The sequence below is a fragment of the Oscillospiraceae bacterium genome (genome assembly GCA_034925865.1).
Taxonomy (GTDB): domain Bacteria; phylum Bacillota; class Clostridia; order Oscillospirales; family SIG627; genus SIG704.
Genome location: JAYFRN010000012.1, coordinates 57,017 through 82,380 on the forward strand (window position 1 = coordinate 57,017; position 25,364 = coordinate 82,380).

Below are 25,364 nucleotides of genomic sequence, written 5' to 3' on the forward strand. Positions count from 1 at the left end.
AATAATGAAAACCTTTACTAAAAACGACAACGGATTCATATGCGCGGGCTGCGGCGCGCAGGTAATGCCGCTCGGATATTCCTCGCGGGATCATTGCCCGAAATGTCTGATGTCATTGCATGTTGATATCAATCCCGGTGACAGAGCGAACGAATGCGGAGGAAAACTTATTCCGATATCCGTACAACCTGATTCAAAAAAGGGCTTTGTTATTATATATGTATGTGAAAAATGCGGCGGAAGCGCGAGATGCCGCGCGGCGAATGACGACGATACGGCTTTGCTTATCCGTCTCACGAACGTTCCCGCCCCTTCGGGTGAAGTTAAAAACAATATTAAAAATCATAGCGACAGCATTGAGGATAATGAGGACAAGGTAAATAAAAAATGGCCCAGAAAAAGAAAGTAACCAAAAAAACGACCGCAAAGCATAGTGAAAAGGAAAAAAAGCCTTCGCCCGCAAGAAAAAAAGGCGCGGAGCAGACCGCACACGGACAAAATGAAATGCTTTTCAAACTGGCTCCGTTTTTAATTTGTGTGGCGGCGGCTACGTTTGGCATGATACTTTTTCTCACGAAATCCACAGGCAGCGTCGGAGGCTTCATCGCAAGCGCTCTCCGGGGCGTTTTTTCCGTCGGGGCTTATCTGATCCCTGTGCTATTAGTCAACCACGCGGTATTCTTTAAAAAAGATGTTGAAAACGGATCATACAGATATAAATGGCTGTTCTCTCTTATCTGCATTATTTTTGCCGATGTGGTATTCGCGCTTTTTTCCAATCAAAGCGGAGGACTTTCCGTCAAGGAGCTTTATGAAAGCGGCGTCGCACTGACCGGCGGCGGCTTTGTAGGCGGAGCGCTGCATAATCTGCTTGTTCCAGCCTTCGGAAAGGTGCTGACCGGTATGTTCGCGGTCGTCGCGCTGTTGTTGTTCGGCAGCTTTTTGTTCGGAATGACGCCGGCGGAAATGTTCCGCGCCGTTTTTCCGAAAAGAGAAAAAAATTGTGACGACGATATTGTTTTAGAAACGCCGGAAACGGCCGCGGCCCGTATAAAGGAAAAACAGGAATACGCCGCCCAACAGGCGGAGAAGAGCGCATCAAGCCGGAAGCGCAAGGAATATGAAGTAAATGTAGAGGTCGCCGATCCCGCCGCAAAACCGGAAGATAAAATTGAAGACGAGAAGATCACGGAAATCAACATAAAGGAAGTGCCGCAGGACGACGGCGACGATATCAGGAATTTAAATCCAAAGAAAGCTGTCGGAAAGCTCGCCCTGAAGCCGGAAAAGTCCGCGCTGAATTCAAAGGCGGTTCCTGAACCTGAAAAGACGATAACCCAGGAATTAAAAGACATATTTTATGAAAACGAGGATACGGCGGTTGCGGAGCGCTTTTCCGCCATTCCCGCGGCTGAATCCGCAGAGGCGGCAGAGGCAACGCTGATTATAGAAAAGTCTGATCTTGCGCAAAAAGTCGAGCCGCCGCAGGCATTGGCGGAGGATACATATCGCTTTCCGCCGATATCTCTGCTTCAGAAGGGTCCGGAAAAACAGCAGAGCGATTTCGACGAGCAGAACGAGACGGCAAAAAAGCTTGTCGATGCTCTTCAGAGTTTTGGGGTTATGACAAAGATAAGGGATATATCAAAAGGACCGACTGTAACCCGATACGAGCTTCAGCCGGATGTTGGTGTGCGTGTAAAATCAATCGAAAACCTTTCAAACGATATTGCCCGCGCGCTTGCGGCGAAGGGCATACGCATCGAGGCGCCAATCCCCGGAAAAGAAACCGTTGGCATTGAAATACCGAACAAAGCCGTTGCCATGGTATATGTGAGAGAGCTTATTGAAACAGAGCAGTTCAAAAAGAACAAGAATAAGGTATATACCTGCCTCGGAGAAGATGTGGCGGGCGCGCCTGTATTCTGTGATCTGTCAAAAATGCCGCATCTTCTGATAGCGGGCGCCACCGGTATGGGAAAATCGGTCTGTATCAACAGCATTATTGTCAGCATACTTTATAAATCCCGTCCCGATGAAGTAAAATTTATTATGATCGATCCAAAAAAGGTCGAGCTTAGCGTATACAACGGAATTCCGCATTTGCTGGTACCTGTTGTCAGCGATCCGAAAAAAGCGGCGGGTGCGCTCTGTTGGGCGGTAAACGAGATGGAGCGCCGCTTTACGCTTTTAGAAGGCGCCCGTGCGCGGAATATAACATATTACAACGAATCAGCAAATAACGATCCCGAAAGGGAAAAGCTGCCGCTCGTCATAATTATAATCGACGAGCTGGCCGATCTCATGATGACCGCACGCGAGGATGTCGAAACAAGCATTAATCGTCTTGCACAAAAGGCGCGGGCGGCCGGAATGCATCTTGTGATCGGAACTCAGCGTCCGTCCACTGATGTCATCACGGGTCTTATAAAAGCAAATATTCCTTCGAGAATAGCGTTCACGGTCGCTTCTATTGTCGACTCGCGCGTTATCCTCGACATGGCGGGAGCAGACAAGCTGTTAGGACGAGGCGATATGCTTTATGCCCCGGTAGGAGATATGAAAAAGATCAGGGTTCAGGGCGCATACGTTTCCGAGGAAGAGGTCGAATCGATAACAGAATTTTTAAAGAGCAATGTCGCCTCGGAATATTCAGAGGATATTATGGAATCGATTGAACGCGAAGCCGCACGCTGCGGAGAGAAGAAACGCGGCGCGGTTTCTGAGGAAGGAGAGGGCATCGCGATAGACGACGAAACAGATCTGTTGCTCTGGCCAGCAATAAAATGCGCTGTGGAAACCGGAGGGATCGCAACCTCGCTTTTACAGCGTAAATTTTCCGTAGGTTACGGACGCGCCGCGAAAATCATAGATATGATGGAAAAAATGGGCGTTATCGGAGGCCCGAACGGCAGCAAGCCACGCGAATTGAGAATAACCTCAGAGCAGTATCTTGAAATGCGCCAGCAGCGCGACGATCAATATAAGTCCTGAGGATGCGGCAAAGAAACGAAGCGAAGAAACGCGGCGAAGAAACGCGGCTTCTTTGAAAAGAAGCCTGGCAAGAAACTCAATTACAAAAATAAAACATAAAGGTTTCACAATGCAAAAAGAAAAAGCGGACCCCGCTTTTGATCCGGAGGGAAAAGAAAAGCTAAGCGGCGAAGTCGAGGAAATCATATATCAGAACGAAGAAAACGGATATACTGTTTGTGTGATTTCGTCTCCTGACGGCAATCATGAAACGCTTGTAGGCACAATGCCCATGCTTTCCGTAGGCGAAGAAATCGCCGCATATGGTGTTTGGACTACTCACCGCGAATACGGCGAGCAGTTCAAGGTCGAATATTTCGAAAAAAAGCTACCGGGTGACGCGGAATCCATCAAGCGTTATCTATCTTCACATGCCGTGCGAGGCGTCGGTCCGAAGCTCGCTGGGAAAATCGTGGATCGCTTTAAAGAAGCGACATTCGAGGTCATTGAAAATTCGCCCGAGCTCTTGTGTGACATTAAAGGAATATCGCCGAAGAGATCGCGTGAAATAAGCGATTCCTTCAGAATGCAGTTTGGCATGCGAAACATAATGATGTTTTTCGGCCGTTATTTCGGAGTAAGCACCTCGGTAAGAATTTATAAACGATGGGGCAGCGCGGCAATAGACCTCGTAAGATCAAATCCGTACATTCTGTGCGATGAAATTTACGGAATAGGCTTTGAGCGAGCGGACAGTATGGCCATATCACTCGGCCACAAGGCCGATTCGGAATTCAGGTTATGCGCGGGCATAAAATACCTGCTGAATTACAACGCCCAGTCAAACGGACACTGTTATCTTCCGAGGTATAAGCTCGCGGAGGCGGCCGCCAAAATGCTTGACATTCCTGAAAAGACGGTTTTCGGAGCTATCGACAATTTGATGGGCACAGGAGAACTTGTATACCGCGAATTCACGGAACAGGACGGTAAAAGGACAGACGCAATATATTTGCAGTCCACATATATGTGCGAAAAATATATCGCAAAAAAGCTGTGCGCGTTAAACCGCGTCAGCATGATAGGCGCGGTGGACGGCGTGCAGGCTCAGATAGAGCGGAGCGAGGCCGACTCAGGCATTAAATTTGCCGCCATGCAGAAAAAAGCCGTTACCAATGCGCTCGAGAGCCCGGTAACAGTAATCACAGGCGGTCCCGGAACCGGAAAAACGACGATAATCAAGTGCATACTCGGGATTTTTTCGCGTCTCGGAATAAAGGCGGCTTTATGCGCGCCGACCGGGCGCGCGGCAAAACGCATGTCAGAAGCGACGATGTGCGAAGCAAAAACAATTCACCGTCTTCTTGAAACGGAATTCTCCGAAAACGATGAATTGAACTTTTCAAAAAACGAAAATAATCTCCTGGAATTTGACGCGCTGATAGCTGACGAGATGTCAATGGTGGATGTATTCCTGTTTTCCTCGCTTTTAAAGGCGATTAAACCGGGTGCGAGGCTTATCCTCATCGGAGACGCAGATCAGCTGCCGAGTGTCGGAGCAGGGGATGTATTGAACGATATTATAAAAAGCAAGGTTTTTACGGTTTGCCGTCTTGACGAGATTTTCAGACAGGACAGTAATAGCCATATCGCAATCAACGCGCAGAGAATAAATCGCGGAGAATATCCGGCCGCGAGCGGAAAGGATGGAAATTTCTTTATCATCCGCCGCCGTTTACCCTCGGAGATCGTCTCAGAGCTGCGCGAGCTTGTAAAGTTCAGGCTTCCAAAAGCATACGGAGACCAGATTTCCGGTAAAATTCAGGTTATAACGCCTACCCGCAAGGGAGAGCTCGGAACCTCAGCTCTCAATGTTATGCTGCAGGAGGAGCTGAATCCTCCGTCTTCGGGAAAATGCGAGCACAAATATCGCGACACAGTTTTTCGCGAGGGCGACAAGGTGATGCAGATCAGGAATAATTACGACTTGAACTGGGAATCGGACGAGAGAACAGGGACAGGAACAGGAACAGGAAAAGTCAGCGGCTCCGGTGTTTTCAACGGAGATATCGGTTACATCGAGACGGTGGACGAAGAAGACCTTACCTTGACCGTCGATTACGACGGACGAAAATGCGAATACGATTTCAGCCTGCTTGACGAAATAGAGCACGCGTTCGCGGTGACAGTGCATAAAAGCCAGGGAAGCGAATATCCGGTTGTAATAATACCTCTTCTGACCGCCGGTTCGCTTTTGTCGACGCGAAATCTATTATATACCGCCATAACGCGCGCCAGGGAAATGGTGATTCTGATAGGAGAAGAGGCCTCGGTAAAGGCGATGGTTGACAATAACCGCCATGCGCTGAGGTATTCGGGTCTTTCCGAAATGCTCTCTGAGGAGAATGAAGGAAAAGAAAGAAGAAATTATTAAAGAACTTTTTGGGGTTTGCTAAAACCGTTTCCGACAATATTAAAAAGCCTTTAAATGAGCTTTTTGGTGATCTGGGGACTTTATTACAAAAAGCCATCAACCGTTTCCGACAATATTAAAATGTCTTAAATGAGCTTTTTGGGGGTTCGGGGACTTTTTCGCGAAAAAGCCACCAACCGTTTCAAACAATATTAAAAATTTCTTAAATGAGCTTTTTGGGGGTTCGGGGGACTTTATCGCAAAAAGCCATCAACCGTTTCCGACAATATTAAAATGTCTTAAATGAGCTTTTTGGTGATCTGGGGACTTTATCGCGAAAAAGCTTCCAACCATTTCAAACAATATTAAAAATTTCTTAAATGAGCTTTTTGGGGGTTCGGGGGACTTTTTCGCGAAAAAGCCCCCCGACGTTCTCCACATAAACAAATAAGAGGAAAAAGTCAATGCTGAGCACATCGTTTGTTTCCGCCACGGAAAAATACAGTGATTATAAGGAATATATACCCGCCCCGCTTATGAGGAAGAGCTTTATTCTCGAAGCGGAGGCGGAGAACGCGAAGATAACGATCTGTGCGCTCGGGTTTTACAGATTGTTTGTAAACGGCACGGAAATAACGCGCGGAATGCTTTCTCCGTATATTACAAATCCGGATGACGCGCTTTTTTATGATGAATATGAGATAACTTGCCTATTGAAAAAGGGCAAAAACGCGCTCGGAATTATTCTCGGAAACGGAATGCAGAATTCGCTTGGCGGCGACACATGGGATTTTGACAAGGCCGCTTGGCGAAGCGCGCCGATGACAGCTTTTTCACTGGAATATTCATATGCTTCATCCTTAAAACAGAATGAAATTATATCCGATTCATCAGTCCTGACACACCCGTCGGCGATTTTATTGGATGACCTGAGGATCGGAGAATATTACGACGCCCGGCTTGAAATCAACGGATGGAGCGAAGCGGATTTTGATGATTCCGGATGGAGCAGCGCAATTCCGGTAAGAGCGCCGCGCGGGATCAAAAACAGACGGATGAACGATGTGCCGCCTGTCATTATATCAAAAGAAATAACGCCTGTTTCTGTTTCAGAAGGAGCGGCGGATACCGGATACGGCGAAACGGAAAGAGCAAAAACGCTTTATTTCCCGCGTTGTGAACGGGAGGCGAAGGGATATTTATATGATTTCGGAGTAAATACGGCAGGCTCCGTAAAATTGAAAATAAACGGCGCAAGAGATCAGAAGATAGTGCTGTTATTCGGAGAAACGCTCGAAGCCGACGGTAAGTTAAACTTAAAAAGCATCAGCTTCATTCCCTATGCGCAGCAGCAGCGGATTGAATACACTTTAAAGGGCGGCGGAGAGGAAATATATGTTCCGTCGTTTACATATTTCGGCTTCAGATATTGCCTTGTGTGCGGAATAACCGCCGAGCAGGCCACGGATGAGCTTGTAACAATGCTGATCATGCACACAGACCTTATTCGCACGGGCGATTTCCGCTGTTCCGACAACGCCGCCGACAGACTTTACGAAATGACAATCAATTCCGATCTGTCGAATTTTTATCATTTTCCGACGGACTGTCCGCAAAGAGAAAAAAACGGATGGACCGGAGACGCGGCTCTGTCAGCGGAGCAGATAATGATGAGCTTTGACGCCGCAAAGAGCTATGAGCAATGGCTTGTGCTCATACGCGGAGCAATGGATACGCGCGGTGCGATTCCCGGAATAGTGCCGACGGCAGGATGGGGCTTTGATTGGGGAAACGGTCCTGCATGGGACTCGGTTCTGACATATCTGCCTTATTATGTATGGAAATATACCGGAGATATAAAGATAATCCGGGATAACGCACACGCGATATTAAGATACCTCGATTATGTTTATTCGAGGCGCGATGAAAACAATCTTATCGAAATCGGTCTGGGAGATTGGTGTCAGGCCGGGCATGAAAACAGCGCGATTTCCGCGCCGCTTGTCTTCACCGACACAGTCACCGTAATCAGCATAGCGCAAAAGGCGCGGGATATGTTCGACTGTATCGGAATGAAGCTTCAAAGGGATTTTGCCGCTAATATAGCCTCTGAGCTCAGGACCGCGGTCAGAGACTGTCTTATTGATTTCGGCACGTTTACAGCGGTCGGAAACTGTCAGACAACACAGGCAATGGCAATATTCCATGACATATTCGAACAGGCGGAAAAGCCGTTTGCAGTCAAAACGCTTATAGCTCAGATAGAATCAAAAAACGGTCATTTCGACGTTGGCATACTCGGAGCGCGCGCTATATTCAGAGTGCTCGGAGATTTCGGATATGCCGATCTTGCCTATGAAATGATCATGCACCCAGATTACCCGTCATACGGAAACTGGATAAGGCGCGGCGCAACTTCGCTTTGGGAGGATTTCAGGAGCGAAGGCGTGATTCCGAATTCCCGGAATCACCATTTCTTCGGAGATATTTCGGCGTGGTTTATATCTTATCCGGGAGGGATACGAGTGAATCCGCGGCTTGCTTCGGCAGATGAGGTTGACATAAAACCGTGCTTTATCGAAAAGCTCTCTCATGTTTATGCGCGTCATGATATCCCCTGCGGAAATGTTTCCGTCGAGTGGACTCGGACAGATGAAGGAGTAATAGAGCTTAAAATTTCCGCGCCGGACGGCGCGAAGGGCTTTATAACACTTCCCGCCGGATATAAATTCGACAATTCTGCCGCCTTCTGTAGGTTGAAGACCGGAGAATTCAGGGTGATAAAAGCGGAACAAAAGGACAGGAATACGGATTGAAAAGCGCCTGACCGATAGTAAATTGAAAAGCGCCTGCCCGATAGAAAAAGCTATAGCTGCAGCAAATTAATGAGCTTTGCTGCAGCTATCTGTTTTATTTTTTCAATCCCGGCGTTTCCTAAGAAAAAAGAAAGTCCCGAAAAGGATCGCCGCGGAGCAGAACGAAGCAAGCCCGACATAAAAGAAATTGATTCTTTCAGGAAGCTGCTGTGGATTTATCAGGATACATTGCTCAGAATTCTCATAGCTTTCGTAAAGCGTCAGACCTTCGGGCATAACGGTATAGGGCGAATCGTTGTCGGCTGTGAAAAGATAAATCTCGCGCCGGTATGTATTTCCCTTGTATTCGATGTTGAAAAGCACATTGTATGCGGAAAGCCCCGGCTTGAACTCATCGGAGGTATATAGCGTTTTACCGTTGAGCGTAAACATTCGTCCTTCCGAATAGCCGGGATCAATGGAAATCGAGTATTCGGGCGATTCGAAAAGGTTTTTGATCTGAGTGTTGACTATGTATATATTCGCGGCTTTTTCGCCTGGCGAGGCGGAGGCCCTGAGCTTGTTTGAGGGTATTACATACTCGACCGGATCGCATTCGCGCGAGCAAAGAAATTCGTAATTTCCTTTAAGCCCCGAAAGAGGGATCCAGGCGGTACGTCCGGCGGATATATCATAATAAAACCCTTTTGACAGATCTTTTAAATCATTATACTGCCTTATAAGAGTGATATCACCGATATCCAGAATATAATTCGCGCCGTTCTCGTCCTGAACGCGTTTTGCGGAGAGAATTTTATATGACGAGTTCCGGATGCTGTCGTTACCGATGCAGATATATTTTCCGGAAAGCTTGGCAGGATCGATATCGGAGTTGAGCGAAACCGTGATCGAATTGTCAAAGGACAGCTCCTTTGTAAAAGCCCTGACCGTTCCTGTAATTTTTAAAGGGCTGGTATCGGCATTGATTTTCGCCATGTTTGTATAAACAACGCTTTCGGTTCCTCTGACACTGTAGACGGCAAAAAAGCCCCTGAAGTAGAACAAGCCGTCTATTTGGTATGTATGAGCTTCGTCGGATGAGCAGACGATATAGTCCGTGCGGCCGTTTTTAAAGGTCAGCTTTATTGCCTTTATATCCTCGCCGGTCACAATTTTACCGAAAAGGCGTATCTCACATAGGGAAGAAGAAACAATATAAGCCGAATTTCTGTATGGCTGAATGATTGAAGTAAACATTGTATCGAGACCATCGTCTTTTTCGCGGTTCAGCAATACGTAATCGAGTCCGGACGGGTTGCCTGATTTATTGCGCGGCGGCGTGCCGTTGGCGAGTATGACAGAGGAAAAATCGCCGAAGGAGGTCAGCTTAAGGTGGATGTTTTTCAACATAGAGTAATTCCGCGTATCGATTATTGACCAGTCGAATTCGACCTTTTTTTCATCGGGGCTATCGTCTCTGCGCACCTTGTCAAGGTATTGGTATCCGCTTTCAGAATTACCGCTGCCCCATTTCACGTCGCGTCCGGCGAGCGTGCCTATATATTCACCTTTTTCGTCTGTCTGAGGAACAAGCTCGACGCCGGAAGTGACGACAGCGCTTGACTGTGCCGGGTGAAAGCTGTAGGTCTGTTTTGTGCCGCCGGTGACCTTGAAGAAATCGACGAGATAAGAAATATCGTCGTCATATCTTATCAGGGCGGTGGTACGCTTGTATTCGGAGGTGACGGGATAAACACGCGGAGCACCGACGCTTATCAGGTCGACAAAATCGTTTGAGTCAAAGCTGTATGGCTGCGCGACAATCTGCATTGTGCCTCTGCGGTCGTTGACGAGCACGGTATTGTGACTTACCGTATTCTCAACCCAATAAACCTGATGAGGCGTTCCGTCGCAGAATTCAGGATATCCCAGATCTGGCATTAAATCAATACCGTACGCGTAAAGCCCGATATTGAGCGTATCGGCGTGACCGTGACCGGTGTTGCGCCCGTAGTACATATATGACGCGGTTTCTGTGTTCTTTGCGGTTTGCTTTTTCTCGTCGGTATGCTTGCCGAAGCTCAGCGAGGTGATCGCAAGCTTTGAATCCTTTGCGCTCGCGCCGAAGGAGATTACATGATAACCGGTGCAGGTATATATTTTATCAGAAATAAGAGTGCTGTCCGTGAAGTTCATATTGTTTGCTATGAGCTGACCGTCGAAATATACGTCAAACACGCCGGACGAGTTTTCAGAGTCGGCTGAAAGCGTATATGGAGCTTCGGTATTGTTGAGATAAAAGCCGAAGGAGATGAGCTGATTAACGCGTTTCGGAACGAATACAAGCTGCGTTTCAGTACGGCTTAATCCCGTTTGTATCCTTGCGTTTATGACCGAAAACTTGTTTGAATATACCGTGGTATAAAGAGCTTCGGCGGTTTTTTCAAAGGCATTGTATATATTGCGCAATGAGGCGAAGCCGTATCCGGTAAGGTTCTGCTCTGAAAGCTGATATTCACCGTTTAGCCTGACGGCATTTTCGATCTCCGATCCGATCGCCTCGGGATTCTCGTCCCATATAGTAAGCTTTAATTTTTTGACGTCGCCGCCAAGCATATAGTACAGCTTTTGAGCGTATGACACGTCCGAATAACGCAGATATGCCTTTAAAAGAATGTCCGAGGATTGGGCGGTATAACGTATCCCGGTGGAGGCCGCGTCGCCGATGGCGGGAGTAAAGTATTTGGTCGTCTGAAGATTTAGCATGGAATCAAACATTTTGCGGAATTTTACGTTATCATATAGAGAATAGCTTTGCTGTGTGCCGTTTATAACATATCCGTCAAGGAGATCGGCAATACTTATAAAATTATTTATCCACCCGCCGTTGTATCCCGGAGAGGCCTCGTTCCCAAAGCCGTCGCGGTCGACATCGTTGACAAAAGTCACGCTGAGATTTCCGTAGCCGCCCGGAGCGAAGCAATAATCAAGCCATACCTTTGAAAGCGTTCTGTCGTCGAGGATCACCGCCGCGAGGGCAAGCGTATACTGGTGCATACCGTTGTTGCCGTGAATGTTTCCGGACTTTACCTCGGGGAAAACCTCTTTAAAAAGTCCGTTTTCAATGTTGACCATTATGTCTTTATAGGTTTGGATTTTTGTGCTTTTTGATTCAAGCAGGCTTAACGCCTTGTCTCCCATTGCGGGAAAGCCGTGAAAAAGACCGTCATAGGCCTTCAGGAAGTAATCGACAAGACCGGTTTCCCATATGCTGCCGATAATCTTGCCATGGTCTCCGCCGCTGTGCCGATAACCGTCGGCCCATTTCTGATCGGAGAGCGTGAAGGAAGGATAAAGGTCTCCAATGCGGCTTAGCATAACAATGCCCGCGTCGGCATAGACTTGCTTTCCGGTATAGAGGTAAGCAAGACTGAAGGTTTGAATAAGATTGGGAATAAGGCTCTCCCATAACGCCCAGTGAGTATAGTATGCGATAAAAAAGTATTTCTTTCCGTCCGGTGCGACATAGCCCGTGCCGTCGTCAACTCCCCAGGTTTCGCCTTTTTCAGGATAAAGTGTATTTTTAAGTAAGGAGCGGTCGGCTTTTGAAGGATCGAAAATGCCGTTTGCGTCAAGCCCTGATTTGTAATAAGCTCCGAAATCGTTTGTCGGGAATTTCATACCGCAGTTAGGGCAGGTGATCTTCCAGGGATCGTTCACAACGTCGTATTTATACGGATAATTGCCGAATTTATCGATTAAATTTCCGCAGTTTAAACACCCGTAGGTTTGATTTACCCCGTAGGATCTGAATACCTTCTGGCTTGGGATAAGAGCCCACAGGTCTTCCAGTGAATACTTCGAAAGATAATAATCCGCCGAATTTACCGTAGAATCCACGGCTGATTTTGCCCACGAATACTTTTTGGCATTTTCTCTTGCGTTTATAACCATTTCGTCTGTATAGAAGGTCGCGCGCGTTTTAAGCGGTTCATCGGAAGCTGCGCAAGACAAAAGAGGCCGCGGAATGCATAATGCCGCGGCCGATATCATCACGGCGAGAAGAAAAGAGACAGCTTTCTTCAGCATATCGCCAATACCTTTCGTTATTCAGAACTGTTATTTCCTTATTTGTCCGTTTCCGGTAATCACATATTTGACGCAGGTCAGTTCGTTCAAGCCCATAGGACCTCTCGCATGGAGTTTACCGGTGGATATTCCTATTTCCGCGCCGAAGCCGAATTCCTCGCCGTCGGTGAAACGCGTGCTTGCGTTTGTATACACGCATGCGGCGTCGATTTTTGCGGAAAATTCATCGGAAGCGGAGAGTGACTCGGTTATTATCGCTTCACTGTGCTTGGTATTGTGTTCGTTTATAAACCCGATTGCTTCTTGAAGGGAGTCAACGACCTTTACGGATATGATCAGGTCATCATATTCCGTATAAAAATCCTCTTCGGTCGCTTTTACGATTTTCGGATCGTTAATAAACGTACATGCGCGTCCGTCGGCGCGTATTTCCACGCCCTTTTGCTGTAAAGCTTCCGCTGCCTTTGGGAGGAAGGAAGCGGCAATCGAGGAATGAACGACGAGCCCCTCGGCTGAATTGCATACAGACGGGCGCTGGGTTTTGGCGTTGATCAGAATGTTGATTGCTTTTTCTTGATCAGCATCCTCATGAACATATATATGACAGTTTCCCGCTCCGGTCTCTATCACCGGAACACGCGAATTTTCTTTGACGAAATTAATAAGGCCTGCGCCTCCGCGCGGAATGGCGAGGTCAATCTGGCCGCTCATACGGAGAAGCTTTAACGTATATTCCCGGTCCGCGCTGTCAATAAGCTGAACGCAGCCGCGCGGAAAGCCGCACTGCTCCAGAGCGGTGCGGATAGTGGAAACAATCATGCGGTTTGTATTAAGGGCTTCCTTTCCTCCGCGCAGGATTACGGCGTCAGAAGCTTTAAGACAGAGGACCGAGGCGTCTGCGGTTACATTAGGGCGCGATTCGCAAATGATCGCCACAACTCCGAGCCCTACACGCCTGCGTTCTATTTTAAGCCCGTTGGGACGCGTCCAGCCGTCGGAAAGACCCGTCGGATCCGGCAGGGCGACGACCTTTTTTACAGAAGCGGAAATCGCTTCTATTCTTTCGCTCGTAAGCCTCAGCCGGTCGAGCATGGAAGGCTTTATATTTCCTTCGGCAAGCTCAAGATCTTTTTTATTTTCGGCAAGTATTGCTCCGGCGTTTGTTATCAAGGCCTCGGCGATTGAAACAAGAGCGCGGTTTTTCATTTCTCCGGAAACGGATGAAAGAAATCCGGCGGCAGAGCGCGCCTCTGAAGCCATTTTACAGAGTGATTTTTCTATTTGATCAATATTTCCGGTCATTTATATGAAAATACCCTTTCTGTTCAAATTATGTCACATGTGGGTTATTTATCTCCAAGCACGATTAATCCGTTTTCAAAATAACCGGTGTAAACGCGCTGATCGCTCGTTTCCGTCGCGGGCCATGTATAAGTACCGTATCCGTGCATTTTATTGTTTTGGAAATCCCCGGTATATGACTCGCCGTTTGCCCAGGTATATGTTCCCTTGCCCTGGCGCTTGTCGTCCTGAAAATCGCCCGTATAAATATCACCGTTGGCGAATACATAATTCCCCGTGCCCTGCTTGACATCATTTATATAATCGCCGTCATATTTGCTGTTGTCAGCCCAGGTATAAACGCCTTTGCCGTTCTTTTGGTTGGCATTGAAGCCGCCCTCATATCTGCTGCCGTCGGCCCAGGTATAAACCCCCGTACCCTGACGCTTTCCGGCGACGAGGTCTCCCTCGTATTTATCGCCGTTGGCATATGTAAAGGCGCCCTTTCCGGTCTGGATATCCTCGGCGAATTGTCCCTCGTATATATCGCCCAAGCCGGAATATGTCATTTTACCGGAACCATTACGCAAAAGATATTTAATATCGCCGACATAAACGTCGCCGTTTGAATATTTTATCGTATTTGTTTCCATGTCTACATTGGCTTTTGAATCATCGGGATAAAAAGCCGTCCCCTGATAGGGCGCGTTGTCTTTTACCTTGCCGACAAATTTAACGCCGTTATCAAGCTCTATATATCGGTATCCGAGTGAAAAATATACATATATTCCGGTGAAAATCACCGCGATAAGCGCGAGAGAAAATATTACTATTATCGGATTGGCTTTTTTTCTCCGCTTCATTATCCTTCTTCTTGCTGCTTGGCGTTCCATTCAGGAAGCTCCTTTCAGGTGGTACAAGTTTTATTTGTCTCCGGTTCCGTTTGTGGTTTCCGGAACCAATATATAATCAGTATCATTTGTGACGAGAACGGTGTTGCCCCCGGTTTTGTCGCTATAAAAGCTTTTTACCATCGAGCCGGAGAAGTCTACAACTAGCGGAACGATAAAATAGCACAACACAAGGACTATATAAAACACTATTGCGGTAAGTACGACCGAAAGAATGGTTGTTCCCTGACTGTCATAGGTACGTTCCGCCTTCGCCTGAAAATCAGACGGGATATAAAACCTTTCGGTTGCGAAATTACGTGCGGGCTTTAGCTCGCCGTATTTACGGGGCTGAGCTGAATCGCCTGTGTTCATATCTGCGGATATGACGACATTCGAAAGCGAGCTGTTGGGACGAAGAACAAATTTTATAAGTCCGCTTTTTTTAAAACCGAGTTCGTCAAGAGTCTTTGCTTTTGAGACACGGTCACAGCCGTCATCCAAAAGCTTTCTGACAAATTTGCCAAGAATGCGTTTGTTGTAATACGCATATAAAGCCGCGATTACAACCCCCGCAAACACAGCGTATAAATATACTGAAAAATCCACCTCTGAAAACACGGCCGTGTCCTCCTTCTCATAAATACATATATCAGCACGAAAAAATACGTGTATAGGAAGTATTATTTTATTCTTAATATAAAAAGCATTAAATTATATAAGAATTAAAAAGAATTACAGAATGATGTTCTATACGCCGCTTTCTTTTTTAGAAAGCGGTCGGTTTAATTTTTGACTATCTTATCGGTTCCCATATACCGGCGGAGAACTTCCGGAACAGTAACGGTACCGTCGGGATTCTGATAATTTTCAAGAATAGCGGCAACCGTGCGTCCGATGGCAAGTCCCGAACCATTGAGAGTGTGAACGAGCCTTGTTTTGTCCTTGATATCTTTTTTATATTTGATCTCAGCTCTTCTGGCTTGATAATCGACGAAATTAGAGCATGAGGAAATTTCCACATATCTGTTGTAGGATGGCATCCAAACCTCAAGATCATATGTTTTGGCGGATGAAAAGCCCATATCTCCCGTACTGAGCAGAGACACTCTGTAAGGCAATCCAAGCGCTTCAAGCAGAGCGGAAGCATCGCGGGTGAGGCTTTCAAGCTCGTCGTAAGAGCATTCGGGCTCACAGAATTTCACGAGCTCAACCTTGTTGAATTGATGCTGGCGGATAAGACCGCGCGTATCGCGTCCTGCGCTGCCGGCTTCCGCGCGGAAACAAGCGGTATAAGCACAATATTTGATGGGAAGCCTGTCTCCGGAGAGAATTTCCTTGCGGTGCATATTCGTAACGGGGACTTCGGCGGTCGGTATAAGGAAATAATCGGTGCCCGCGACCTTAAAGGCATCCTCCTCAAACTTTGGAAGCTGTCCTGTTCCGCGCATTGAGGCGCGATTAACCATATACGGAGGGAATATTTCAGTATAACCGTTGGCGGTGTGTGTATCAAGAAAGAAATTCACTATGCTGCGTTCAAGCCTGGCGCCCTGTCCCTTGTAAACATGGAATCTGGCGCCGGTTATCTTTGCGGCGGTATCAGGATCAAGAATGGAAAGCTCCGCGCCTATGTCCCAGTGCGCTTTCGGCTCGTAAGCAAATTTAGTAGGCTCTCCCCATGATCTGACAACAACATTGGCGCTGTCGTCCGGACCGACAGGAACGCTTTCATCGGGAAGATTAGGTATGAAGAGCAAGATATCTTCGATTTTTGCGTCTATTTCGGAAATCCTGTCAGTATCAGCCTTGCATTCGTCAGAGAGCTCCTTCATTTCGGCGAATATCCGGTCTGTATCTTCGCCAGCCTTTTTCAAAGCTGGTATCTGCTTTGAAATAGTGTTTTGTTTTGCCTTTTTTGTTTCGGTGTCAGATATAAGCGCACGCCGCTCAGTATCAAGCGAAAGTAAAAGATCAATTTCCGCTCCGTAATCCTTATTACGGGTAAGAAGGCGACGCTTCACATATTCCGCGTTTTCTTTAATAAATCTGATGTCTAACATGGTTTAATCTTCCTATTATATATTTATATGTAATTAGTATTGTTATTCGGAAAGCTCTTCGACGCCGAGAGAACCGAAAAGCTCTTCAAGGTCGTCGCTGTCAAAGAAATCGAGCACCAGTTTACCCGCGCCTTCGTTTCCGGGAATTATCTTAACCTTGCGTCCGAGAAATTCGGATGCTTTTTGCTCGGTAAATTTAAGATGTGAAAGATAAATCTCGTCAGGCTTTTTTGGTACGGGCTTGACGGTGATCCTGCCTTCTTTGATCCCTTCGGCCGCGAGCAGAGCTTTAACCGCGTTTTCGGTTTCGCGGACGCTCATTGAATTTTCAATTATTCTGTTAAGAAGTGAGCTTATCTTGTCCTCGTCCTTTAATGCCAGCAACGCTCTCGCGTGTCCTGCTGAAATAATGCCGTCGCGCAGCATGTTTTTAGCGGCATCGGGCAGCGACAAAAGACGGAGAGCATTAGTCACGGCGGTTCGGGATTTGCCAACTCGCTTTGCGGCTTCTTCCTGGGTGATACCAAAGTTCTCAATAAGCTTTTGAAAACCTCCGGCTTCATCAATCGGATTAAGATCTTCACGCTGTAAATTTTCAATAAGTGCTATTTCGGCGGCATCCTGCTCGCTGACTGATTTTATTATAACAGGAAGTTCGGTAAGCCCTGCCAGCTTTGAAGCCCGAAAGCGTCTTTCTCCCGCTATTATCATATAATTTCCGCCATCTACAGCCTTGACTATAAGGGGCGAAATTACACCGTGAGCCTTTATCGATTCGGAAAGTTCGGTAAGTGTGTCGTCCGAAAAAGTTTTTCTGTGCTGATTTATATCCGGAATTATCCTTTCGATAGGAACAGGAGTGATAACATCGGCATCATCATAGGTGTTCTGCCGCATGAGCTCATCTATGCCGGTGCCGAGAGCGTTTTTCTTGGCCATTTATTTTAAATACCTTTTCTTTTGCCTGATTATTTTGAATTGACTATATGTAACCGACTATATTTTAAATTTTGAAATCATCTCGCGTGCAATTTCAAGATACGCAGAAGACGGTTTACAATTCCTGTCGTAATACACAACAGGCTGTCCAAAGCTCGGTGCTTCACTCACTCTGACTCCACGGGGAATTGTCGACTTAAATACTTTCCCCGGAAAAAATCTCTGTACTTCCCTGGCGACCTGAATGGAAAGATTCAATCTTCCATCATACATAGTAAGAATAACTCCACCAAGAGACAAAGACGGATTGTATAGCTTTTGTACTTTGTTCAGAGTATAAGTAAGCTGTGAAAGCCCTTCAAGCGCAAAGTATTCACACTGCATGGGAACAATTATCATATCTGAACATACCATTGCGTTTAAAGTCAAAAGTCCAAGGGATGGCGGGCAATCAATTATAACAGCGTCATATTTTTCTTTTACCATAGCTTTATCGAGAGCATCAGAAAGAACAAATTCGCGCCTATTGCGGTCGGAAATTAAAAGCTCGGCGCCGGCAAGCTCCATTGTGGCGGGAATAATATCAACACCTTCAAATTTTGTGCCTCGTATAGCTTGCGAAGCTTCAGCGGCGCCGGAAACAATGTCAAACGATGAAACGCCTGAGTTCTTTTTCAAAACACCCATTCCGGTGGAGCAGTTACCCTGAGGATCAAAATCCAAAAGAAGAACACGTCTTTTGAGAATGCCGAGGGCGGCGGCAATATTAATTGCGCATGTGGTTTTGCCTACACCGCCCTTTTGATTGGCCATAGAAAATATTTTTGCCTTATCAGACATTTTGCCCCGCCCCATTATTTATAATTGGCTGAAAATACATTTATATATTCGGAACGAATGGAGAATCATAAGTATTTCTGCTTTAATATTATATACCCCCTGTATCAGAAAGTCAAGAAATATTGCCATATGGCTTTAAACCGAAAATGTTTCACGTGAAACATTTTCTCCCGTACAACAGAACAGAATGTCCGGTTGTGCTACTTTCGGTCGAAAAATGTTTCACGTGAAACATTGCGCTTTTACTAATTATGTGTGCAGCTTTTTATGTATATTTTCATCAGTGTTCCTTCTTCTGTTTCTTCCTTGTCGATATCAACATCGTATCCGGCCAGCTTTACTGTTTCGGCGGCTTTTTCAATTGTATTTGTAAATATCTTAATATCCTTTAATATGATTTTTCTGATGGGACGCTGTTCAACAGATTGTATCATTGTATCCGCCACGGTTTCTCTGTCAATAAAAGCTCGCCTTTTGAATATATCTTCTATAAATTCTTCTGTTTCCGCTACATTCAATCCCTTTGAAATAACTTCTCTCATGATTTTCCTGCGAAGATCAGGTTCGAAAATTTTAAGAAGCGCGCGTGCATGGCGTTCTGAAAGAGAATTTTTGATCATTTCATCTCTTTCATCAGCGTCGAAGCGAAGCAATCTCAACTTGTTCGCTATCGCGGATTGACTCATTGAAAGCTTTTGAGCAACCTGTTCCTGCGTAAGCTTGTGCATGGATACAAGAGCTTCTATCGCTTGAGCCTGTTCAAAAATGTTGAGATTTTCACGTTGAATGTTTTCAATAAGAGAAAGCTCTGCTTGACGCGATTCGCCGATTGAGTCAAATATTATACAAGGCACAGATTTAAAAGCGACAAGCTTTGCCGCTCTGAGCCTGCGTTCTCCGGCTATCAATTGAAATCTTGAGCCGGACTTTTTAACGAGCAGAGGCGATATTATTCCGTATTGTTTTATGCTGTCAGCAAGAGCGATAAGACTGTCATCTTCAAATATTTTTCGCGGTTGATAAGGATTTTGATCTATATCAGTGATATCTATGAGCGTTATTTCCGGTTTCCCGTCTTTTTGATCAAAAATATTACCCGCTTCGGCAAGTATGCGGTGCAAATTCGTTTTGTTCATCTGCTTTAATCCGGACTTGTTCATAATAATGCCGTTACCTTTCTCTTTCTCTCTCTCTCTCTCTCTTACTCTCGCACGTTTATACTCAAATTTTACCGTACTTTTATTGCCGATTATGTCATATCGTGCGACAAAAAACAATAATTACAATATTTTTAAGTTTGCCGAAAGTGATGGTACCGAATTATCATGATTGGCATATTATATTATCAGCGGAGGAGCTCCGCTTCAAGAGTTATTTGAGAGGAGAAAAATATGAACTGCGCTAAGAATTTTCTGTGCAACGATGATTGTTGGATTTGGATCCTTATAATCGCGCTTGTCGTTTGTCTTTTCTGCTGCTGCTGTGGCTAATTAATCTACATCAGTAAGAAAAAAGCGCCGCATTTGTTTGCGGCGCTTTTTGGTATGTTCAGGAAAAATTCAATTCAATTTTATCTTTTCCGTTTGTAGCTGAATATTTAAGCTTTACAGGGGTGCCGCCTTCGACATCCACAGAAAGATTAATTTCAGTGCCGGACGGTGGTGGTTCAAAGTTATATGTCCGCACGGATTTTCCATCAACAATTGTTGTATTTTCGCTTTCAGAGGATTGATATTTGGCTGTTCCCAAAAAGATAAATAGAGCTCTGAGATCTGAGAAAATATCTCCTTTGGCATCGGTTTCAAATTCGCAGCCTAAGAATTCAGTAGTGATTGTGTCTTCTCGAATGGTTTTTATTAATCCGCACAGATCGCTTTCTCCCTGGATCGTAATTTTCATTACATCCGTTCCGTCAAATTTAATATTCATCACGCCGTGCATTTCGTTGATGACAAAGCCGGCTGTATATTCACACGGAGAAGAAAATTTTACTGATATTTGCGGAGTACGGTCGTAAGCATCGCTGCATCCGGACATAAGAATCTGATTACAGCATAAAATAAATATAAATATGACGACTGTTGTTCTGATTCTGTCATTGAAGCTTTTCTCAATTGCGTCTTTAGCTTTTTTATTGTTTATCACTATTTTCCTCCCGAGCATGAGGTGTATACAAACATTGTTAGATACCATATAGATATTGTTGTATAACATCCTATGCACGGAATTTAATATTATTCCTTTAAATTTTTATCGGCAAGCATTAATATTTCGGAAAGGCATGATATCATATCAGTAGGCAACATAAATCGCTTGCCGAGCTTTTCGGCTGCCCTGTCTCCGCACATACCGTGAATATATACCCCCGTAACCGCCGAACGGACGAGCCCTGTTCCCTGTGCGGCAAGCCCTGCGATTATTCCGGCCAAAACATCGCCGCTGCCGCCCTTTGCCATACCATCATTTCCCGTCGGATTAATATAAACATCTCCTCCCGGTGCGGCCGTCACGGTACGGTATCCCTTCAGCACGGCGACGCCGCCGGTCATTTCAGACAGCCGCCTTGCGGAACCGATTCTGTCGGCGTTTACTTTCTCTGTATCGATGCCTAAAAGTCTTGCTGCCTCCCCTGGATGCGGAGTAATTATTGTTCTGTCTCCGTGCTTTGTGAAAAAAGCCTTTTTAATGTCCTTGTATTCATCCGCCGATAGAAGGTTTAATGCGTCGGCGTCGAGAATCATGGGAATATTTTTTTCTGTTTCATCACATAAGTTTGTTATTAAATCTATGATTCCGCCCTTCATGCCAATCCCGCAGCCGCATAATACGGCTGTAAGCTTTGTTTTGATTTTTATTAAAGCGTCCGAACAGAGCTTTGCTTCACGCTGATTTACGCACATATTCGGAAGTATTATAAAAACTGGCTCGGAAACACGTTGTTTTAAAATGCTTAAAGTGTACTTGTCTGCGGCGGCGCATACAAGCCCGACGCCTGTTCTGAGAGCTGCGTAGGCGGCCATATAAGAGGCTCCGGGCATATCCGGCGATCCGCAAAGCGACAGAAGAGTTCCGTATGTGCCTTTGTTTGCGTAAATATTGCGTGTCGGAAGCAGATTGAACGCTTCGTCGTCGACAAGATATGATCTGATGCCTGAAAGCGAAACCGCTTCGGGTGGAAAATCAAAATCAAGGATAGCTTGTTTTCCTGCATAAAGCATTCCCGGCGTTACCGCAAGACCTGCTTTTTGCAGAATAAACGAGCAGGTTTCGTCTGCTTTTACGCAAACCGCGCTGTTTACGTTTTCATCGGCGTTATAATTAATGTCGGTAAGTACGCTTCCATTGTCAGAAGAAACGCCGGTCGGCACATCGCACGATATTTTTAAAGCATCTGAGGAATTAATATCTGCAATAAGTTCTTTAAGCCGCTCGTCGATATGACGCGAGGTATCTGTTCCGGTGCCGAGTATGCAATCGACAATGATATCCGCTTCCGCAAGACGTTTGCCTTCCGAAGGTGAATATGCTCGTATTACGCATCCGGCAGCCTTCGCTTCGGCGGCCGTGATGATCGCGGCGCCAGAGCACGGATCATCAAGCGCAATTACATATGTTTCCGCCTGTCCCGTAAATCCCAGCTCGCGTTTTCTTTCGCATAGCAATCTTGAAAGCGCATATCCGTCCGCTCCGTTGTTGTATGAACCGCAGACGACAGCTATTTTTTTTGAACCGGTTTTAATAATTCTTTCGGCGACATATTTATATAATGCTTCCGCCGCGCGTTTTACAAGCTCTGTTTCTTTAAGTCCGCCAAGCTTCATTGCCATTGCGTCCGCTGCTTTTACCGAGGCGGAGTCAAACAGCTTTTTCACTTATGCATACATCCCTTCCATTATTATTGAGAGTACGAGGGTCCCAAAAAGCTCGTTCAAACAAGCCAAAATGAGTTAAAGGGTATTTTAATTGCTTTTTTCCAAAGAGCTTTAAGTCTTGCATTCCTGTTTGGTTTGTATTATAATAAACAATGAAGCAGTATTTATACCTGTATCCATATTAACACAACGAGGCGAAAAAATCAATGCTAAGACAGTTTTTTAAACTACATGGGGCCGGAAACGATTACATATATTTTGATTGCTTAGGCAGGCTCGGCAGCGTTGATGCAGAGCCGGATCCGTTATTGACATCGGTTGACATCAATTCTCTTGCGCAACGTCTCAGTGACCGCCATTTTTCCATCGGAGGCGACGGAATAATTCTCATATGCCCGTCGGAAATTGCCGATGCTCGTATGAGGATGTTCAACTCTGACGGAAGTGAAGGCGAAATGTGCGGCAACGCGATCCGCTGCGTTGGAAAACTCGTCTATGAAAAGCTTCTGCGAGAAACAGGTTTAAAAAAGCCGATTCTCACGATAGAAACAAAAGCTGGCGTAAAACGCCTGATGCTGGATATAAAAGGTTCTTTGGTAATCGGAGCTGTTGTGGGTATGGGAAAGGCGGATTTTACTCCGTCTGCCATTTCCGCGCTTTCGTCTGCTCCTATAATCGATTCGCCCATTGATGCGGCCGGCCGCTCATGGCGTGTGACTGCGCTTTCAATGGGAAATCCGCATTGCGTTGTATTTGTCAGCGACATAGAATCATTGGATTTACCCGTAATAGGGCCAAAATTTGAAAATATGCCGTTGTTCCCTCAAAAAATCAATACTGAATTTGCCCGCATTGTTTCTCCGTATGAAATAGAAATGCGTGTTTGGGAACGCGGCAGCGGCGAGACCCTTGCCTGCGGAACCGGAGCCTCCGCAACCGCGGCGGCCGCTGTAAAACTCGGATTTTGTGCGCATAACTTCCCCATAGCAATTAAGCTCAAAGGAGGCACTCTTTTTATTACGGTTAAAGATGATTTTGACATAATAATGAAGGGGCCGTGCGAATCCGCATTTTACGGATTCGTTGAAATTTAAAAGTATAATCAGAAAGGCATTCGCTTGAAGCTTTCAGAAAACATTTCTGATCTGCGCAATTTCGCGCAGATCGATCTCGGCGCACTAATACATAACTATAAATTAATCCGGTCGTTTCTTCCTGATGCGGCTTCCGGGATATGCGCGGTCGTAAAAGCCGACGCGTACGGTCACGGAGCCGCCGAATGTGCTCGTGCGCTTGAGCCATATGTCGATTATTTTGCCTGCGCCGACTTCTATGAAGCCGCGGCTTTGCGCGAAAACGGAATATATTCGCCGATTCTTCTTCTCGGAGTAACCCCCGTTTCCCATGCTCGCGCCATGGCGACGCTCGGTATTACCCAGACCGTTCCTTCGCTTGAATACGCCAGAGAGCTTTCGGAGGCTCTTTCCCAGGAAGATATTTTAAAGGTTCATCTTAAGCTCGACACCGGAATGTCCCGGCTTGGTTTTTTACCTTCTGCAGAAAATTTTATCTCGCTCGTCAGCAGCGCCGTTTCATTAAAAAACCTTGATTTTGAAGGCGTTTTCACGCATCTCGCGGATGCCGACGATCTTTTCAGTGAATTCACAGGTGTTCAGCTGTCAATGTTTTATTCCGCGCTTTCTTCTCTCTGGAAGGCCGGGATCAAATTCAAATACCGCCATTTTGCGAACAGCGCCGCCTGCTGCCGTCATTTATCGGAGATGTATGAACATAATTTCCCCGGGGCTTCATACGGCTCTCTGCTTTTCAGACCCGGTATAATGCTTTACGGTTCGTATCCTTCCGCCGATATAAAAGCGCTTGTGGAACGCGCGGACTGCTCGCTCAAGCCGGTAATGAGCTTGTGCGCGAGAGTTGTGAGGATACATGAAATAAAATCCGGAGAATCTGTCGGATACAACAGGACATTCTGCGCGCGGCGTGATTCAAGGATAGCGGTGATCGCCGCGGGATATGCCGATGGGATTCCCCGCGCCTTTTCAAACCGCGTATCGCTCATTTCACCTGAATGCCGCGTAACAGGAAACGTCTGCATGGATATGCTTTTTCTTGACATCACCGATATGAAATCTCCTCCGAATGAAGGCGATTTTGTGACGCTGTTCGGCCCGGGCTCGGATATTTCCGCCGACAGGCTCAGTTATGAATGCGGTACTATTTCATACGAGCTTTTCTGCCGTGTGTCCGCCAGAGTCAAGCGAATATATACGCCAGCGACCTGAATAATAATATTTTATTAACTCTTCAATTAAATATTTACCGCTAAAAGAGAGAAAAGGCTCTTGTATAGACTTTTCTCTCTTATAAAACAAGATCACTTTAATGGAGCATAACATGAAAAAAGAGCTTGTCATCTTTGGAGCCGGCGGCTTTGGCAGAGAAATGATGTGGCAGATCGGGCGCTGTCCGGAGCTTGCCGTCAAATATGATATTCTCGGTTTCACTGACGATGCCGCAAGTTTATACGGCAAAATCGTGGACGGCTTTCCCGTTATAGGAACTCGGGAAACACTTGCCTCTTTTGACCGTCCTGTTGATGTTTTTATCTGTATTGCGAATCCTGCCGCAAGGCGTGAAATCTTCGCTTATCTCTCCGAAAATCCTCTTATCTCGTTTCCTCCTTTTGTCGCCGACAACGCCGTTGTTGCCGAGCCCGCTCTCCTGGGGAGGGGTGCGATAATTTGCGTTTCCTGCGTCCTGACGGTAAACGTAACAATAGGCGAATTCGCCATAATTGACTGCCATTCCGTCATTGGGCATGACTCTGTCATAGGCGATTATTCAACGGTCTATCCGTCCGCGAGTATCGCCGGTCATGTTACGGTCGGCTTATCCTGTGAAATCGGCACCGGAGCCTGTATAATCCAAGGAATAACCGTGGGAAAGCGTGTGATCCTCGGCGCAGGAGCTGTTGCTATTTCGGATATACCGCCCGAATGCACCGCGGTTGGTGTCCCGGCAAAGCCGGTAAAATTCAGATAAAGCAAGATAAATACGCTGTTTATTTTTAAACAGTTCAGTTTTAATTTTAATTTTAATTTAAATTTTCAATCAGGCAGCTAAATTATAAATAAAAAACCGGAACAGGCATTGCTTTTGTCTGTTCCGGTATTGTTTTTAAAAATAGG

The 25,364-nt window shown here is 46.1% G+C and carries 17 protein-coding genes; 7 read left to right on the top strand and 10 right to left on the bottom strand.

The features are described from left to right. Positions 1-4 precede the first annotated feature (4 nt). From VB118_06410 to VB118_06425, 4 genes are all read left to right on the top strand, one after another. Positions 5-409 (top strand): RNHCP domain-containing protein, encoded by a 405-nt coding sequence (locus tag VB118_06410; protein MEA4832230.1) that lies wholly within the window; start codon positions 5-7, stop codon positions 407-409. Then, positions 388-2,994 (top strand): DNA translocase FtsK, encoded by a 2,607-nt coding sequence (locus tag VB118_06415; GenBank protein ID MEA4832231.1) that lies wholly within the window; start codon positions 388-390, stop codon positions 2,992-2,994. The genes VB118_06410 and VB118_06415 overlap by 22 nt, the downstream gene beginning before the upstream one ends. Continuing rightward, positions 2,954-5,407: an ATP-dependent RecD-like DNA helicase gene (locus VB118_06420; protein ID MEA4832232.1), complete on the top strand. Its 2,454-nt coding sequence runs from the start codon at positions 2,954-2,956 to the stop codon at positions 5,405-5,407. Before VB118_06415 ends, VB118_06420 begins: the two co-directional genes overlap by 41 nt. 443 nt (positions 5,408-5,850) lie before the next feature. Continuing rightward, positions 5,851-8,202 (top strand): family 78 glycoside hydrolase catalytic domain, encoded by a 2,352-nt coding sequence (locus tag VB118_06425; GenBank protein ID MEA4832233.1) that lies wholly within the window; start codon positions 5,851-5,853, stop codon positions 8,200-8,202. 102 nt (positions 8,203-8,304) lie between these two features. On the opposite strand, the gene VB118_06430 is transcribed toward VB118_06425, so the two are convergent. From VB118_06430 to VB118_06475, 10 genes are all read right to left on the bottom strand, one after another. After that, complete coding sequence (locus VB118_06430) at positions 8,305-12,270, bottom strand: heparinase II/III family protein (GenBank protein MEA4832234.1); 3,966 nt, start codon at positions 12,268-12,270, stop codon at positions 8,305-8,307. Between the two features lie 30 nt (positions 12,271-12,300). After that, on the bottom strand, positions 12,301-13,572 hold the full coding sequence (locus tag VB118_06435; GenBank protein ID MEA4832235.1) for a glutamate-5-semialdehyde dehydrogenase: 1,272 nt from the start codon (positions 13,570-13,572) through the stop codon (positions 12,301-12,303). A 44-nt stretch (positions 13,573-13,616) separates the two neighbouring features. Then, complete coding sequence (locus tag VB118_06440) at positions 13,617-14,444, bottom strand: hypothetical protein (GenBank protein ID MEA4832236.1); 828 nt, start codon at positions 14,442-14,444, stop codon at positions 13,617-13,619. A 30-nt stretch (positions 14,445-14,474) separates the two neighbouring features. Then, positions 14,475-15,062: a hypothetical protein gene (locus VB118_06445; GenBank protein ID MEA4832237.1), complete on the bottom strand. Its 588-nt coding sequence runs from the start codon at positions 15,060-15,062 to the stop codon at positions 14,475-14,477. A 164-nt stretch (positions 15,063-15,226) separates the two neighbouring features. Beyond that, positions 15,227-16,504: a serine--tRNA ligase gene (gene serS, locus VB118_06450; GenBank protein ID MEA4832238.1), complete on the bottom strand. Its 1,278-nt coding sequence runs from the start codon at positions 16,502-16,504 to the stop codon at positions 15,227-15,229. Positions 16,505-16,546: 42 nt separating this feature from the next. Further along, a complete protein-coding gene (locus VB118_06455; protein MEA4832239.1) occupies positions 16,547-17,443 on the bottom strand; it encodes a ParB/RepB/Spo0J family partition protein in 897 nt (298 codons plus the stop codon). A 57-nt stretch (positions 17,444-17,500) separates the two neighbouring features. Next, a complete protein-coding gene (locus VB118_06460) occupies positions 17,501-18,283 on the bottom strand; it encodes a ParA family protein (protein MEA4832240.1) in 783 nt (260 codons plus the stop codon). A 245-nt stretch (positions 18,284-18,528) separates the two neighbouring features. Continuing rightward, positions 18,529-19,443 (bottom strand): ParB/RepB/Spo0J family partition protein, encoded by a 915-nt coding sequence (locus VB118_06465; protein ID MEA4832241.1) that lies wholly within the window; start codon positions 19,441-19,443, stop codon positions 18,529-18,531. Positions 19,444-19,831: 388 nt separating this feature from the next. Next, entirely contained in the window at positions 19,832-20,428 is a 597-nt protein-coding gene (locus VB118_06470; GenBank protein MEA4832242.1) for a hypothetical protein, read from the bottom strand. An 89-nt stretch (positions 20,429-20,517) separates the two neighbouring features. Continuing rightward, a complete protein-coding gene (locus tag VB118_06475) occupies positions 20,518-22,155 on the bottom strand; it encodes an NAD(P)H-hydrate dehydratase (GenBank protein ID MEA4832243.1) in 1,638 nt (545 codons plus the stop codon). Positions 22,156-22,361: 206 nt separating this feature from the next. Here VB118_06475 and dapF point away from each other — a divergent pair, with 206 nt between their 5' ends. The 3 genes from dapF (at position 22,362) to VB118_06490 (ending at position 25,218) form a co-directional block, all read left to right on the top strand. Further along, positions 22,362-23,249 (top strand): diaminopimelate epimerase, encoded by an 888-nt coding sequence (dapF, locus tag VB118_06480; GenBank protein MEA4832244.1) that lies wholly within the window; start codon positions 22,362-22,364, stop codon positions 23,247-23,249. Between the two features lie 24 nt (positions 23,250-23,273). Continuing rightward, a complete protein-coding gene (alr, locus tag VB118_06485) occupies positions 23,274-24,458 on the top strand; it encodes an alanine racemase (protein MEA4832245.1) in 1,185 nt (394 codons plus the stop codon). Between the two features lie 112 nt (positions 24,459-24,570). After that, a complete protein-coding gene (locus VB118_06490; GenBank protein ID MEA4832246.1) occupies positions 24,571-25,218 on the top strand; it encodes an acetyltransferase in 648 nt (215 codons plus the stop codon). The last annotated feature ends 146 nt before the right edge of the window (positions 25,219-25,364 follow it).

Coding starts and splice junctions, on each gene's coding strand:
- serS (MEA4832238.1), bottom strand. CDS start 16,504: ATGTTAGACATCAGATTTATTAAAGAAAACGCGGAATATGTGAAGCGT.
- dapF (MEA4832244.1), top strand. CDS start 22,362: ATGCTAAGACAGTTTTTTAAACTACATGGGGCCGGAAACGATTACATA.
- VB118_06460 (MEA4832240.1), bottom strand. CDS start 18,283: ATGTCTGATAAGGCAAAAATATTTTCTATGGCCAATCAAAAGGGCGGT.
- VB118_06415 (MEA4832231.1), top strand. CDS start 388: ATGGCCCAGAAAAAGAAAGTAACCAAAAAAACGACCGCAAAGCATAGT.
- VB118_06425 (MEA4832233.1), top strand. CDS start 5,851: ATGCTGAGCACATCGTTTGTTTCCGCCACGGAAAAATACAGTGATTAT.
- VB118_06440 (MEA4832236.1), bottom strand. CDS start 14,444: ATGGAACGCCAAGCAGCAAGAAGAAGGATAATGAAGCGGAGAAAAAAA.
- VB118_06435 (MEA4832235.1), bottom strand. CDS start 13,572: ATGACCGGAAATATTGATCAAATAGAAAAATCACTCTGTAAAATGGCT.
- VB118_06455 (MEA4832239.1), bottom strand. CDS start 17,443: ATGGCCAAGAAAAACGCTCTCGGCACCGGCATAGATGAGCTCATGCGG.
- VB118_06430 (MEA4832234.1), bottom strand. CDS start 12,270: ATGCTGAAGAAAGCTGTCTCTTTTCTTCTCGCCGTGATGATATCGGCC.
- VB118_06410 (MEA4832230.1), top strand. CDS start 5: ATGAAAACCTTTACTAAAAACGACAACGGATTCATATGCGCGGGCTGC.
- VB118_06490 (MEA4832246.1), top strand. CDS start 24,571: ATGAAAAAAGAGCTTGTCATCTTTGGAGCCGGCGGCTTTGGCAGAGAA.
- VB118_06465 (MEA4832241.1), bottom strand. CDS start 19,443: ATGAACAAGTCCGGATTAAAGCAGATGAACAAAACGAATTTGCACCGC.